Below are 14479 nucleotides of genomic sequence, written 5' to 3' on the forward strand. Positions count from 1 at the left end.
CTCCCCCCTAAAAAATCGATGTTTTCTCAAACAGAATGTCGACAAGCTCACCTGCCGCATGCGGCAAATCGTTATTGTCGATAAACCGGCATGCCTGCCTTTTCGGAGGCAAGTACCGGTCCACCGTTACGGTCTTGGCCGTTCTGTCCAGTCCCGGCAATTGATCGGCCTGGATCGTCGTAATCGGTTTCTTCTTCGCCTTCATGATGTTAGGCAGAGAAGGATACCTCGGCTCGTTAAGCCCCTGCTGGCAGGTGACGAGCAGCGGCAGCTTTCCTTCGATTTTATATATATCGCCCTCCACATCCCGCTCCAATTCGGCCCGGCCCTGCTCGATGTTGAATTGAATAACCGAGGTGACGTGAGGGAGCTTCAGCTCCTCGGCCAGGCGAACGCCTACTTGTCCCGCTCCGTTATCGATCGATTGATTGCCCGTAAGAAGAAGATCGATGTCCTTATCCCGGAAATAGCAGGCAAGCGTTCGGGAGATGACATGCTCATCGCCCTCCACTCCGCTGATGATCACCCCTTGATCCGCGCCCATCGCCAACGCATGGCGCAGCGAAGACTCTGCCCGCTCGGGACCGATCGTCACAACGGCCACCTCTCCGCCGAACCGTTCGCGCAGCCTCACCGCTTCTTCCACCGCATATTCATCATAAGGATTCATAATCCAATTCGCCTGGTCTTCCACGACGTTCCCGTGATCCAGTTTTATTTTGTCTTCCGTATCAAACGTTTGCTTCAAGCAGACCCAGATTTTCAAGTCGATCCCCTCCCCGATTTGATGTGGTATTTACGCGATTAACGGTGCTTATACACCGGCTTTCGCTTATCCATAAAGGCTTGCACGCCTTCTCTAACGTCCTCGGTTTCATGAACCTGATAGAAAAGCTCGCGTCCGATCCGATTGAAATCGTGCTTGGAGAGACCGTACTGAATCACAGCTTGTTTCACCGCTTGTACGGCTGCCGCCGGCAGGGAGGTGAGCTCTGCCGCCAGCTCAAGAGCAGTTGAATATAACCGGGCCGGCGGCACGACTTCGGAAGCCATGCCTATGCGCTTCGCTTCCGCCGCGGAGATGACGCTGCCCGTCATCATCAGCTGCATCGCCTTGCCGGCGCCCGCGATGTCGATCGTTCGTTCCAATCCGCCATTTCCCGGAAACACGCCCCGAAACACTTCAGGAAAACCGATCTGGACGTTATCGGCAAAAATCCGAAAATCGAAAGCCGCCGCCAGCTCGGCGCCACCGCCGAGCGTCTTTCCCTGGATGCAGGCGATGGTCGGCTGCGGCGTATGCAGGATCGACTGCAGCATGGCATGACCTTCATCCCATACGATCCGGGCCGCTTTCGTCTCGATGCGCGCGGGAAACTCTTTCAAATCGGCGCCGCAGCAAAAATGCGGACCCTCCGTTTCAAACACAACAACACGGACACTCGAATCTTGGGCGATCAGGGAAAACGTATCTTTGAGTTCTTTTTTCACCTGATTGGATAACAGGTTCAGTTGCGGATTGGCCAGCGTAACCTTCGTAATGCCGTCAGCGACCGTTTCGGTTTTAACGAACATAGGATCATCACCCTTGCCTGCTGGCCCGGGTAGGCCAGACATAAAATTCCGTCGTCATTTGACCGTCCTTCTGCTGGACCCGGATGCTTTTGGTCCAGTCCTTGTCGTTCTTCTCGGGGAAGTCCTCCCTGTAATGACAGCTTCGGCTTTCCTTTCTTTCAAGCGCGGAAAGGACGATCAGCTTGGCGGAAACAAGCATATGATGGAGTTCTACGGCTTGAACGAAGCGGCTGTCATCGATCTCAAATTCGCCGTTGAACAGCTTCGTCTCCAGGCTGCACAGCACGTCCCAGGCTTCCGACAGCCGCTTCTCACTTCGGATGACCAGGCAATTTCTGTGCATGAGCGCCCTAACCGAATCAGCGGCCTCCTGGATACTCCTTGTTCCATCGGCGCTCTTTCGCAGCCAGTCCTGATAGCCGTCCAGCTTGGCGGCGGCTTGAGGGTACGGGTTCGGCTTCTCTGCCTGCCGCAGGGCATACTGCGCGGAAGCCGCGCCCGCCCTGTGTCCGAACACTTGGCCTTCCGCAAGCGAGTTGCCGCCCGGCCGGTCCGGTCCGCGCAGGCCGCCCGCCGTTTCTCCGGCGACATACAGTCCCGCGACCTCCGTCTCGCCATTCATGTTACGAATTTGCACGCCGCCGTTATTGCACTGGGAAATGAGTCCGATCTCGAATCGATCCCGGTCCAGCTCGATGCCTTTGCTTTTCAGCACGCGCTTCGTTTTCGGCATTTTCGCTTCAATCAATTCGTCGGTGCCCGGCCCTTTGCGATACCAGACGGCGCCTCTTGGCGTCGGATTGTTCTCCGATTCCCGTTGAATGGAGGTATCCAGATAGAAGGAAACGTTAGACACGGAGAACGGGAACACCTTTTCCTTGTAGACCTCTTCAACGGTTACTCCCTCCGGAAGAATGCCGTCAAACACAGGTTCCCCCTTGCCGTTCGTCAGCACCGGATTCGTTTTCCAGACCGGTCCGGACAGCAGTGTAATCGACGGGAATAAGGCAGCCGGCCCGATCTGCACAAACTCCATATTGATCAGCGGCAAACCGAGTTTATAAGCCATCGCGTAACCGTCGCCGGTCATGTCGGGCGTGCCTACCCCATATTTATAAATGCCGTGGGAACCGCCGCAGGCGAAAATGACAGCCGGTGTCCGGTACAGCACCATTTCATTCGTCTCCCGGTGCCACCCCAGAGCGCCGGTCACTTGGTTGTTCCCGTCTGTCAACACTTCGAAAATCATCATATCCTCATCCACAGGCAGCTCCAATTCCTGGATTCTTTTCGCCAAAATGTTAAGGATATGCCTTGCGGTGACGCCATTGACCCGGCACGTTCTGGGGTACGTGGCGAAATCGCTCATGCCTTGAACCAATTTGCCGTTGGGCTGTTTATCGAACTCCAGGCCTAAAGCGATTAAGTCATAGATCCGTTCCGGGGCTTCATGAGCCAATCCCCACACGAGGTCGGGATCGATAAACCCGACGCCCGATTCCATCGTATCGGCATAATGGATTTCCGGATGGTCCCGCTCATCCCCGTGGCCGATAGCCGCGGCAATCGAAAGCAATTCGGAGAAAGCCGTGGCCGTAGAACCGCTTTTTAACCACTTGGATTTGACCGCCATCCGCACATCGGCCCCTGCTTCTTTCGCGGAAAGCGCCGCGCGCGATGCCGCCCCGCCCCCTCCGACAACGAGTACATCCGTGTATATTTCTCTAGCGATCTTGCGTTTGGACATGGTATGGTCTCCTTTGTCAAGTTGCTTGCGAGCCTTCAGCGTCTAAACAAAAAGATGGGGGGACATGGGCTTGACGTCCGGATCAATGTCGACTTTGAAATCGATGTAAGGCAAAATCTCCTTCTCCACATCGATGCCCGGCGCGTATTCGGTCAGCACTAAACCGTTGTCCCCTAACCGGAATACGGCTCGTTCCGTAATATAGACAGGCTCCTGTCCCTTTTCTCTCGCGGCCTCCGCATTAAACGTCAAATGCTCGACCTGCCGGATCAGCTTCTTATGCCTGCCTTCCTTCACAATGGTCATCTTGCCGTCCTGAATGCCGATGTCCAGGCCTCCGCTGGTCAACGTCCCGCAAAACATGATTTTCTTCGTACGGTGCGTGATATCGATAAATCCGCCGGACCCGCGAAAAATCCCGTTAAACTTGCTCACGTTCACATTGCCTGAACCATCGATCTGGGCAAAACCCAGCAGCGTCGCCGACAAGCCTCCGTTATGGTAATAATCAAACACTTGCGGGGACGTGAAGAACGCCGTCGGATTCCGGTGCGCGCCGAACACTTCTTCGCCCATAGGGATCCCCCCTACCGCTCCGTGCTCCAAAGAAAACGTCACTTGATCGAGCCTGTGTTGTTCCAATAATAACTGCGGCAGCGCAACCGGTATGCCCACGCCCAGATTGATCACCGAGCCCGGAAGCAGCTCCTCCGCAGCTCGGCGCAAAATGATCTTCTTCATGTCAAGCGCCATGGGCTGCACCATGTCATCGGTCGGAGCCTTGACTTCTCCCGTCCAGCTCGGATTGTACGGCAGCAGACTCTGCTGTTGCTCCGGGTCGATCACGACGGCATCCACCAATATCCCCGGAATGGCTACGGAACGGGGAGAAATCGATCCTTTCGCGGTAAGCCGCTCGGCCTGCACGATCACATAGCCGCCGCTTGCCTTCGCCGCCATGGCCATTTCGAGTCCCGCCAACGTTACCGGCTCGCGCTCCAGAGAGACATTGCCATCTTCATCCGCAGTCGTGCCGCGGATAATCGCGACATCGATAGGCAGCGGACGGTAATACAGGTATTCCTCTGCACCCACCTGGATGACTTCATTGATATTGTCCGTCGTCGCTTCGTTCAGCTTGCCGCCCTCCATACGGGGATCGACATACGTCCGCAAGCCGACCTTGGTGAACATGCCGTCGTTGCCGCCGGCCATGCTCCGTATGAGCTGGAATAACGTTCCCATCGAGAAGCTGTACGCTTCAATTTGATTATTCCGGATCATATCCGTAATTCTCGGGCTTTCCTTGACATTGAAGCTTCCGCTAATCAAGCGCTTTAACATCCCGGGCCTGGCAAAATGATCGAGTCCCGTCGTGTTGTCTTTGTCCCAACCGACGCGAACGGGGGTGACAACTGATACATGCGCAGGACTCCCGCTCGTCTCGAACCGATTTCCCAAGGCAGCAATGACCGTCTCCGGACATAGAATCGAAATGAGGCCCCCGATCGCAATCGTCGAGCCGCTTGGAATTTTCGCCACGGCCTCTTCGGCCGTCATGACTTTGGAGCGGGCCGCTGTCCCCCTACTTGGTGCCGGCATGCGTCTTCCTCCTTCCCGTCGTTCTAATAGTCATATTTGCGGAGATCGAACAAATCAACGGTTAATTGCCCCTGCTCCAACTTCCCGATCACCATTTTTTCAAAATCCACCTTCTCCTGAGCCGCTTGCACGATCTCCTCCAGCCGGTGCGAAGGAACAACGGCCACACCGCTGGCATCGGCCAGGATGATGTCCCCCGGATTCACCGTGATGCCTCCGGCAACGATGGGGACGTTTAGTTTACCCGCATTTTTCTTTTCCGCTTTCTTGATGGAGACCGAGTGGGTGAAGACCGGAAAACCCAGATCTATAATCGGCCCGATATCCCGGACGCTGCCGTCGATGACCAGCCCCTGGATACCGCGTTTCATCGCGGCGATCGTTAGAATCTCGCCCCAGTAACCGGCTTCGTAATGCTGGTTCGTCACAGCGACCAGAACGTCTCCCGGTTTCGCCTGAGCTACCGCCAGATGCAGCATCAAGTTATCCTGCGGCTGACATTTGACCGTCAGCGCCGGCCCGCATATTTGGGTGCTGCGGTCAAGCGGTTTAATCGATGCGGACATCGCATGTTCATTCCCGGCCAGGCAATCCGATACAATGGCCGCATCAAACCGGGCCAATTGCTCTACTAATGTTGCCGTAGTGTGTTCCGGCATGTCTTTCTCCTCCCTCGCGGACAGACTGGAATTTACTTTCGTTGATCGAATTTTTTTCCAAGTACCGATGAAGCAAGCATGGTCTTATGAACCTGTATCGTTCCTCCGGCGATCGAGGCCGCACGCACGCAGCGGTAATACCATTCCAGCGGATATTCCTTGGAGAAACCGTACCCGCCATGAAGCTGGAGACAATCATCCGTAATCTTTTTCGCAGCTTCCGCGACGTAGACCTTGGCAATGCTTACCGACGTTTTATCGGCTTTACTGTCGAGGGCGTCAGCCGCTGCCTTGTAGAGCAGCGTCCTGGCCGCTTCCAGCTGCAAATACATATCGGCGATCATCCACTGCACGCCCTGGAAATCGCAAATCTCTTTGCCGAATTGCTTGCGTTCCTTCACATATTGGCAGGTGCGGTCGAAAGCGGCCTGCGTAATCCCGAGCGTTTGCGCGGCATAGCCTAAACGAACCCCGTTATAAACGCCCATCAGCGCCTTAAACGCATGCTCTTTCACCAATACATTCGCTTTAGGAACGATCGCGTCGTCAAAATAGAGCGCCGTCTGGAATTCGCCGCTCATATTTTCTTCGGCTACGCCTACGGAAAAGCCCGGCATTCCCCGTTCCACAAGAATCGCGCCGATATCCGACGGCTTGCCGGTATGGCCGAATCTGGCGTACACGACAAAGGCATCGGCAATATGCCCTTCGCTGACAAAGATCTTCGAGCCGTTCAACCTGTAGTTATCGCCGTCTTCCACGGCCGTTGTTTGGATATCGGTTGCCGCGCTCCCCGCATCCGGCTCGCTCATCCCCAGAGCGACATAATATTGACCTGCGACGATTTTCGGCAAATATTGGCGTTTCTGCTCCGGCGTCCCCAAGTGATTGATGAAGTTGGCGATCCCCGGACCTGTGTGATACACCATGCGGCCGCTCGTCGGACACACTCTGCACAGCTCCTCGATCATAAGGATGGCGCTGAACAGATCCAGATTCATGCCGCCGTATTCTTCAGGCAGCGTAACGCCGAGAAAGCCTTGCTCCGAGAGCATCTTCGCGTTATTCCAAAACTCCTCGCCCTCCAGCCAATGCTTGGCCGGCGTCAGCTTCCGCCCGGCAAAATCCCGCGCGACCGACTGCCACTCCAGCTGCTGTGCCGTTAATTCATAGCTCATAGGTCAACTCTCCCAACCCGTTGTAATAACCAATCGTTTCGTGAACGCCCGCCCTTATTTCGGGCTGGAATAAATGACTTTAAGTGCGGTAAAAAAATCTTTGCCCGTCGAGCCGATCGAGTACGACCCTACGGCTGAATCCTTCACTCCGCCGAATGGAACGTGCGACTCGCTGATCGTCCCGTTGTTGATATGAACCATGCCTACTTCAATTTCCACGGCCGCTTTCTCCGCGTACTGCATGTTGTGCGTAAAGCAGGATACGGCCAATCCGTATTCGCTGTTGTTTGCAACCTGAACGGCTTCTTCAAAGCTGTCTACCGCGATGACGACGAGGACAGGGCCAAAAATTTCTTCCTTGGCGATTCTCATCTCCGGCGTTACTTGGGTGAATACCGTAGGCTCGAAATAATAACCGCCTTCGGCTCCGGTCGGCTTCTTGCCGCCAACCGCCAGCGTAGCGCCTTCCTCCAGTCCGATGCGGACATAGTGCTCGACGGTTTCCAGTTGGTCTTGACTGACCAGCGGGCCCATATTGACGTTTCCGGACATTCCGTCGCCAATGACATAGGAGCCCAGCTTTTCCTTCAAGTAGCTTGTGACCTCGTTTTCTATCGATCTTTGGACGACCACGCGGCTGATCGATGTGCACCGCTGCCCGCTTGCGGCGAATGCGGCGGCCAAAATCTGGTCAAGCGCACCTTTCACATCCGGGTACTCATAAATAATACCGGCGTTCTTGCCGCCCATCTCCAGCTGCACCTCAATGAGGCGCTCCGCAGCCAGTTTGTAGATGCCGGAGCCGACCGCCGTAGATCCGGTGAAGGTCACCCCTTTGACGAGCGGATGCGAGACAAGCGTATGGCCTACGCTTCGGCCCGCACCGACAACCAGATTCAGCACACCCGCAGGAAGGCCCGCTTCTTCGAACAATTCCACAATTTTCGCCCCCATCGCTGCCGTCACCGTTGCCGGTTTAAAGACAACCGTATTTCCGGCAGCTAGTGCTGGAGCGATTTTACGCATCGGCGTGACAAGCGGGAAATTCCACGGAGAGATGGCGGCGATGACCCCCTTCGGCACGCGCACCGTTCTCACCTGAATGCCGGGGCGCTCGCTCGGAAGCGTTTCTCCGGTCAATCGAAGAGCTTCGCCGGCAGAGAACCGCACCTCGTTGATCGCTTTCGTGATTTCACCGTTCGCTTCGTGGATCGGCTTGCCCATCTCCCTGGTGAGCAGCTCGGCGATTTCCTGTCTTCTTCTCTCCAGCAGCTCGAGGAATTTATAAATCGTTTCGATTCGTTTCACTGCCGGAACTTTGGACCACGTTTGAAACGCTTCATGAGCCGATTCGATCGCTTGAATCGCGTCTTCCTGCGTAGCGCTGCTGACAACAGCGACAATTTCATTCGTATTGGCCGGATTTTCCCTCTGGACCGGTTCTCCCTTGGACGCCGCCCACCGGCCTCCGATATAGCTTTTCACTTGAATCGCGGTTTGCTGTGCATTTCCCATCTCTCCATGCCCCCTATCGAATTTCTTCGAGCATTTTGCGTAAATCCTTCACCGTACATTCCTTCGGATTCGCAGCCGTCATCCCGGAATCCATCGCTTCCTTCGCGATGATATCCAGCTCCTCATCGGTCGGATGCAGTTGAAGAGCAGCCAGTGTGGTCGGAATTTCCAGGTCGTGAATCAACTGCTCCACCGCGTGAATCGAGCGCTCTGCAGCCTCGCGCAAGCTTAATCCTTCCACCGGTTCGCCGAGCGCGATCGCGATATCGCGGAATTTTTCGTAGTTCGTACTGACGTTGTAGCGCATCACGGCAGGCAGCAGCAGCGAGTTTGCCATGCCGTGCGCGACCCCGAGCCGACCGCCGAGCGGATGGGAGATGGCATGGACGGCGGCGATTCTTCCCCAGATGAAGGCCGCTCCGGCGATGGTGGAAGCCAGCATCATCTGGGAGGCGGCTTGAAGATCGGCTCTGCGTGCGACGAAGGGGCGCAAATTTTGGCCGATTAATCGAATGGCGTGCAGGCCGAGCGCTTCCGTAATCGGCTGCGCCTGATTGGATGTGTACGATTCGATGGCATGGCTTAAGGCATCCATCCCCGTTACCGCCGCAACGCCTCTTGGAACCGTCGTCAGCAATTGGGGATCCAGGATAGCTGCCTTGGCATGCAAGGTATGGCTTAAAATGCCCATTTTATATTGACGCTTCTTATCCTTTAATACGGTAGCATGGGTGACCTCGGAGCCGGTCCCCGCCGTCGTTGGAATCGCAATCAGGTCGGGTCCCTTGTGCGGAATCTTATCCTTCCCCTCGTATTGGCTAAGGTCGCCGGGATTCGCTACGGCAACGGAAACGCCCTTGGCCGTATCGATCGAGCTGCCTCCGCCCAGGCCGATAAGCGCGTCGCATCCGTTTTCGATAAACAAGCTTTTCACATGCTGGACGATCTCGATGGTCGGGTCCGGCTCCACATCGGTGAAGGTGAAGAAATCAATCCCGGCTTCTTTCAGCATATTTTCCAGTCGAATCAAATTGCCGGACTGCACAATTCCTTTATCCGTGCATATCAAAACCTTGCTGTAGTTGTACCTGCGGATCAGATGAGGGAGGTCATTTAATTTATTAACGCCGTAGTAAATTTGAGTGTGTAAACCAAATTCAAAGGAGTCCAGAACAAGATTCATGACGTCACGCCCTTATCGTGTTTTTATCAATTATCGATTATCGATAATATAATAATTTGATGTTACCAAAATTACCCACAATCTGTAAAGATAATTTTTGAAAGGTAAGCTCTCTTATTTGGCTGCGCCCAAATAGGCGTGATGGATCCCGTTAAGCAGATTCGACGCTTCGTCGCTTGCGACGATTTTACCGGCTTCCGCTACATACCCGCGATGGGCAATGGCCAGGCTTTGTCTTGCGTTTTGTTCGACCAACAGCACCGTTGTCCCGTTCCGGTTAATTTTCTGAATCGTATGAAACATGTTCTGAACGATTAACGGAGCCAGCCCAAGCGAAGGCTCGTCAAGCATGAGCAGCTTCGGTTTGGCCATCAGACCTCTTCCGATTGCGCACATTTGCTGCTGCCCTCCGGATAGAGACCAGCCAAGCTGATCCAGCAACGGAATCAGTTCGGGGAATATGTCCAAAATCTCCTGGAGTTCCTGTTTCACCTGAGTCATGGAAATTTTTCTGCTGGTTGCCCCCAGAATCAAGTTTTCCTTCACGGTCAGTCCGGGAAAAATCTTCCTGCCTTCCGGTACGTGAATAATGCCGCGCCGGACAATTTCTTCCGGGGAAAGCTGGTCAACCGGCTGGCCCATGAATTCAATTGTTCCCGCTTTCGGACGGAGCAGCCCGGAGATGGTTTTCAAGGTTGTCGATTTGCCTGCTCCGTTCATACCGAGCAGAGCCACGATTTCTCCCTCTCTAACCTCCAGAGACATGTTTCTCAAAGCGACAATTTTACCGTATCTGGTTTCGATTCCGTTAAGCCTCAGCACGAACAAATTCCTCCCCGAGATAGGCTTTAATGACTTCCGCATCATCCAATACTTGCTCGAGTGAGCCTTCGCTAATTTTTTTGCCGAAATTCAGTACGGTAATCGAATCGGCAACCTGCGTCACCAAATTCATGTCATGCTCGATCAGCAGCATCGTAATGCCCAGCTCATTCATTCGTTTCAGCAGCTTGACAAGCTCCTGCGTCTCTTCCGGATTCATACCTGCGGCCGGCTCATCCAACAATAGCAATTCCGGTTCGGTTGCCAGCGCTCTGGCGATTTCCACCAATCTCTGTTGACCGTATGCCAAATTTTTTACCTTTTCCGCGTAATTCTCAAACCCTACAAACGCGAGCGCTTCTTCCGCCCGTTCTCTAATTTTTTTCTCTTCATCCCGGAAAGACCTGATATTGAAAAATATGCTCCCCAAATTCGATTTCGTCCGGATATGCTGGCCGATCATCACGTTCTCGATCACGGTGAGCTCGGGAAATAACCGGATGTTCTGGAACGTTCTCGCGATGCCTTGCTTGACAATCAGGTGCGGCCGCAAATTGGCGATCGGATTGCCGCGGTAGCTGACCGTTCCCTCTGTTGCCGCGTATAGTCCGCTCAGAACGTTAATAACAGTCGTTTTGCCCGATCCGTTCGGTCCGATGAGCACGTGGATGTCACCTTTCCGGATGTGAAAATCGACGCCGTCAACCGCTTTAACTCCGCCAAAATGCTTCTTTAATCCGTTCACCTCGAAAATAACAGGCTGCCGGGACTTTATCGCTGGAGCGTCCTGCCGTTCCAGATACGACAGTCTTTTTCCTTCTACAAACTTTATCGTTCCCGAAGCCGCATTGCCGCTGCCCTTCTTCTTCATGACCATCTGATACAGACTGCTGACGATGCCCCAAATCCCGTTGGGCACGAAGATCAGCACCGCAATAATCAAGCCGCCGTAAATCGCCAGGTAATAATCTTTAAAGGATCGAAGCCATTCCGGCAGCCAGGTCAATAAGACGGTGCCTACCAGGGTGCCGATGATGGAATCCGCTCCTCCGGTAATCAGCATCGCGAAGAAGGTAACCGACTGCTCAAAGCTGAATACATCCGGGCTGATGTACTGATAAGCGGAGGCATACAGGAGACCGCCTACGCCGCCTAAGGCCGAACATACGGAGAACGCCATCATTTTCGTCCGATACAAGTCAATGCCGATGGCCGAGGCCGCCAGTTCGTCTTCCCGCAAGGCGAACAAAGCCCGTCCGAGTCTTGATCTTCTCATCCGGTACACGAACAACATGCAGACGAGTAAAACCGTCAGACAGACCCAATAATAAGCCTTCAGATCGTCAATGCCGAAGGGACGAGGGATGCCGCCCACGCCGTCGGCGCCGCCAAAAACAATTTTCCAGTTATGCATGACCAGCTGGACGATAATTTGAAAGCCGATGGTCACCAGCGCCAAATAGTGAGTGACGACACGCAGAGAGATGGCACCGAGGAGCAGCCCGGAGACAACGGGTACGAGAAGGGCCAACAGCACTCCCACCCAATAAGGCAATCCGAACAGCACGGTGGCCGACGCAAGCGAATAGGCGCCGAGGCCGAAAAACGCGGCTTGGGCAAGCGAGATTTGCCCCCCGTAGCCCATACCTGCCGTGAGGCCGAGGGTAGCCAAACAAAATACGGTCGTTTTAATAACCTCGGTCATATAGTAGTTGCCGAGCCGCCCGCCCGGCAGCAGATACGGAAGACAAAACGCAATAACGATCAGCAGAAGACCGGCGGCGATAAGCAGGGAATTATTCGTTTTGCCGCTTCTTACATTCGCTTCACTAAGCTTTATGGTTTGCATTTCAACACTCCCCAGAAATTTGGATTCGTCAGGGCATCAGGCTTTCGTTCCGACTTTTTCTCCAAAAATCCCATACGGTCTAAAGATCAGGAAAATAATTAAAAATAAAAACGCAAAGCCGTCTTTATAAGGTCCTGAAATATAAGCAGCCGCAAAGGTTTCGATAACCCCGATCATCAAGCCTCCGAAGATGGCTCCCTTCACATCGCCCAAACCGCCTACGATCGAAGCCGCAAACGCTTTAAGCCCGATAATCGCTCCCATCGTATGGTTAATCATAAAAACCGGCGCAACCAAAATACCGGCCGTTCCGCCTAATGCCGCGCTATAAATAAAGGTCAGCGCTTGCATCGAGGTGACTTTGATTCCCATCAATTTGGCAGTGGTCGGGTCCTGGGCAGTCGCCTGCATCATTTTGCCGAGGCGCGTCTTCTCAAATAACAAGTACTGCAGCACGAGGAGGAGGACGGCGCAGCAAAGAATCGCCAAGTACTGCACCGAAATGACGATTTCCCCGACTTTAATCGTTTCCTTGCTAAAAAGCGGAGACAGCTTCTGCGGGTAGGGGCCGTAAATGATTAAGAAAATATTTTGAATAATCATCGACGCCCCAAGCGTACTGATCATCACCGGCAAAAAAGCTTTGTTCCGTTTCACAAAAGGCCGGTACACGCTGAGCTGAAACAAATATCCGATTCCCCCGATGATGACAATCCCGATCAAAAGCCCGGCCCACACCGGGAGGCCGCCGCCAACCACAAGCGTAAATGCTACGAAAGCCCCCATCATCGTAAAGTCGCCTTGTGCAAAATTAACCACATTCACCGATACGTAAGTCAACACAAATCCCAGTGCTACCAGCGCGTATATGCTGCCGATCGCCAGTCCGCTGACCAGGAGCTGCAGGGGCATATTGAACTGTTCCATATTGTTCCCCTTCCTCTTCTATGGGTCGAATCCGGCCAAGCCTGCGCCGCCGCCGAATTCAACCCATGGCCCTTGTGTTATTTTTGTGTTACAAAATTGCCGTTTTCGACCTTCACGATGGAGTATTGATGCAAGCCGTCGCCATTTTCGTCAAAGTTATATTCGCCTTCCACCCCTTTGAAGCCCTTGAGAGCCAATATCCCTTGCCGCATTTGCTCCGGATCCGTTCCTTTATCTTTGATGATCTTGGCTAAAATATGTAGGGAATCATACACCCATCCCGTATACAGATCCGGAAGCTCATTATATTTCTTCTGGAATTTATCAACGAATTGCTTGGCTTCCTCGCTCTGATCCAGAGCAAAGTCGTTAGCCCCGTAAATTCCGTTCAATTTATCCCCGGCCAATTTCACGGTTGTCGTTTGGGCTGCCGATGATGAGCCTACCAAATCGGTATTGATCCCAAGCTGCCTCATTTGGATGACCAGCTGTGCGACGTCCGCGGATGCCGTCATCATCGTATTGATCGCTTCAGCGCCGGATTTGCGGATGCTTTCAAGGGTCGGCGTGAAGTCTTTGGTACCTGCCGTAATCCCCTCAACCGTTGTAGGCGTAATTCCCTTTTTCTTATATTCGCTGATCAGCATGTCTTTGCCGGCTGTGCCGAATGCATCCGTATCGTAGATGATCGCGATTTTTTGATGACCTTTTTTATCTGCGGTGAAGTCTGCGATCGTTTGGGCCGAATATCCGTCATGCGGTCGGATCCGGAAAAACCATGGATTTTTCAACTCTGTGGTCAACCCGACATTGGTTCCGCCGATCAAGACCGGAATGCCGGTTTTCTTGGCGATATCGCTGATCGACTTCGCATTCGTGCTCGTAATCGGACCGAGTACGGCTATGACGTCCGGATTCGATACAATTTTCTGAAAGGACGATACCGTCCCGTCGTTCGTACCGCGATCATCCTCAATGACCAGTTCAATCGTCTTGCCGTTAATTCCGCCGTTTGCGTTAATTTCGTCCAAGGCAATTTGCGCCCCTCTTTTCTTAAACTCGCCGGTAAGCGCGGACTTCCCCGTCAGGTCGGCTACCATCCCGATTTTAATAACGCCCCCCGTACCGCCTGAGCCGCTGCCTCCGGAGCCTTTGCTGCCTTGACCGTCACCGCTGTTCGTTCCACAAGCTGACAATACGATCATCATGGAGGCTATACATAGAAGCAGTGTTGTCCGAATCGACTTTTTCAATGTGTGCACCCCTTCATCAATCAACTTTTTTGGATGACCCGGTTCCGACATCTGGATCTTTATCATTCACTTCATAACCGCTACCTCCTCCCAAAATTAAGCGCTTTCAAATAACTAATATAGATTATCGATTAACGATAATATAAATATAGTGCGACCTCCTATTAAT

The 14479-nt window shown here is 53.5% G+C and carries 12 protein-coding genes; all 12 read right to left on the bottom strand.

Annotation, left to right across the window (positions count from 1 at the left end; all coding sequences use genetic code 11):
• Positions 1–7 precede the first annotated feature (7 nt).
• The gene (locus FKP33_RS12760; protein WP_054797183.1) at positions 8–766 is read right to left on the bottom strand and encodes an electron transfer flavoprotein subunit beta/FixA family protein; all 759 of its coding nucleotides are present in this window, start codon (positions 764–766) and stop codon (positions 8–10) included.
• Positions 767–804: 38 nt separating this feature from the next.
• Positions 805–1575 (bottom strand): enoyl-CoA hydratase/isomerase family protein, encoded by a 771-nt coding sequence (locus tag FKP33_RS12765; protein ID WP_181410136.1) that lies wholly within the window; start codon positions 1573–1575, stop codon positions 805–807.
• A gap of 7 nt (positions 1576–1582) precedes the next feature.
• Complete coding sequence (locus tag FKP33_RS12770; RefSeq protein ID WP_127607867.1) at positions 1583–3322, bottom strand: FAD-binding protein; 1740 nt, start codon at positions 3320–3322, stop codon at positions 1583–1585.
• A 42-nt stretch (positions 3323–3364) separates the two neighbouring features.
• On the bottom strand, positions 3365–4924 hold the full coding sequence (locus FKP33_RS12775) for an acyl CoA:acetate/3-ketoacid CoA transferase (protein WP_141335339.1): 1560 nt from the start codon (positions 4922–4924) through the stop codon (positions 3365–3367).
• A 23-nt stretch (positions 4925–4947) separates the two neighbouring features.
• Positions 4948–5583 (bottom strand): 4-carboxy-4-hydroxy-2-oxoadipate aldolase/oxaloacetate decarboxylase, encoded by a 636-nt coding sequence (locus tag FKP33_RS12780; protein ID WP_127607865.1) that lies wholly within the window; start codon positions 5581–5583, stop codon positions 4948–4950.
• A 32-nt stretch (positions 5584–5615) separates the two neighbouring features.
• The gene (locus tag FKP33_RS12785) at positions 5616–6761 is read right to left on the bottom strand and encodes an acyl-CoA dehydrogenase family protein (protein WP_127607864.1); all 1146 of its coding nucleotides are present in this window, start codon (positions 6759–6761) and stop codon (positions 5616–5618) included.
• A gap of 54 nt (positions 6762–6815) precedes the next feature.
• Positions 6816–8276 (bottom strand): aldehyde dehydrogenase family protein, encoded by a 1461-nt coding sequence (locus FKP33_RS12790; protein ID WP_141335341.1) that lies wholly within the window; start codon positions 8274–8276, stop codon positions 6816–6818.
• A gap of 13 nt (positions 8277–8289) precedes the next feature.
• Positions 8290–9459 (bottom strand): iron-containing alcohol dehydrogenase, encoded by a 1170-nt coding sequence (locus tag FKP33_RS12795; protein ID WP_127607862.1) that lies wholly within the window; start codon positions 9457–9459, stop codon positions 8290–8292.
• A 114-nt stretch (positions 9460–9573) separates the two neighbouring features.
• Positions 9574–10281, bottom strand: a complete 708-nt coding sequence (locus FKP33_RS12800) for an ABC transporter ATP-binding protein (RefSeq protein ID WP_127607861.1) — start codon at positions 10279–10281, stop codon at positions 9574–9576.
• Entirely contained in the window at positions 10268–12130 is a 1863-nt protein-coding gene (locus tag FKP33_RS12805) for a branched-chain amino acid ABC transporter ATP-binding protein/permease (RefSeq protein WP_141335343.1), read from the bottom strand. The genes FKP33_RS12800 and FKP33_RS12805 overlap by 14 nt, the downstream gene beginning before the upstream one ends.
• A 36-nt stretch (positions 12131–12166) precedes the next feature.
• Positions 12167–13057, bottom strand: coding sequence for a branched-chain amino acid ABC transporter permease (locus FKP33_RS12810; RefSeq protein ID WP_127607859.1), 891 nt, complete (start codon positions 13055–13057; stop codon positions 12167–12169).
• A gap of 77 nt (positions 13058–13134) precedes the next feature.
• Entirely contained in the window at positions 13135–14310 is a 1176-nt protein-coding gene (locus FKP33_RS12815) for an ABC transporter substrate-binding protein (RefSeq protein ID WP_181410137.1), read from the bottom strand.
• Positions 14311–14479 lie beyond the last annotated feature (169 nt).

Origin of the sequence: Paenibacillus sp. tmac-D7 (assembly GCF_006519665.1) — a bacterium.
GTDB classification, from domain to species: Bacteria; Bacillota; Bacilli; order Paenibacillales; family NBRC-103111; genus Paenibacillus_G; species Paenibacillus_G validus.

Excerpts from the sequence above, each read along its gene's own strand:
- FKP33_RS12765 (WP_181410136.1), bottom strand. The coding sequence starts at position 1,575 with ATGTTCGTTAAAACCGAAACGGTCGCTGACGGCATTACGAAGGTTACG.
- FKP33_RS12770 (WP_127607867.1), bottom strand. The coding sequence starts at position 3,322 with ATGTCCAAACGCAAGATCGCTAGAGAAATATACACGGATGTACTCGTT.
- FKP33_RS12775 (WP_141335339.1), bottom strand. The coding sequence starts at position 4,924 with ATGCCGGCACCAAGTAGGGGGACAGCGGCCCGCTCCAAAGTCATGACG.
- FKP33_RS12780 (WP_127607865.1), bottom strand. The coding sequence starts at position 5,583 with ATGCCGGAACACACTACGGCAACATTAGTAGAGCAATTGGCCCGGTTT.
- FKP33_RS12785 (WP_127607864.1), bottom strand. The coding sequence starts at position 6,761 with ATGAGCTATGAATTAACGGCACAGCAGCTGGAGTGGCAGTCGGTCGCG.
- FKP33_RS12790 (WP_141335341.1), bottom strand. The coding sequence starts at position 8,276 with ATGGGAAATGCACAGCAAACCGCGATTCAAGTGAAAAGCTATATCGGA.
- FKP33_RS12795 (WP_127607862.1), bottom strand. The coding sequence starts at position 9,459 with ATGAATCTTGTTCTGGACTCCTTTGAATTTGGTTTACACACTCAAATT.
- FKP33_RS12805 (WP_141335343.1), bottom strand. The coding sequence starts at position 12,130 with ATGCAAACCATAAAGCTTAGTGAAGCGAATGTAAGAAGCGGCAAAACG.
- FKP33_RS12810 (WP_127607859.1), bottom strand. The coding sequence starts at position 13,057 with ATGGAACAGTTCAATATGCCCCTGCAGCTCCTGGTCAGCGGACTGGCG.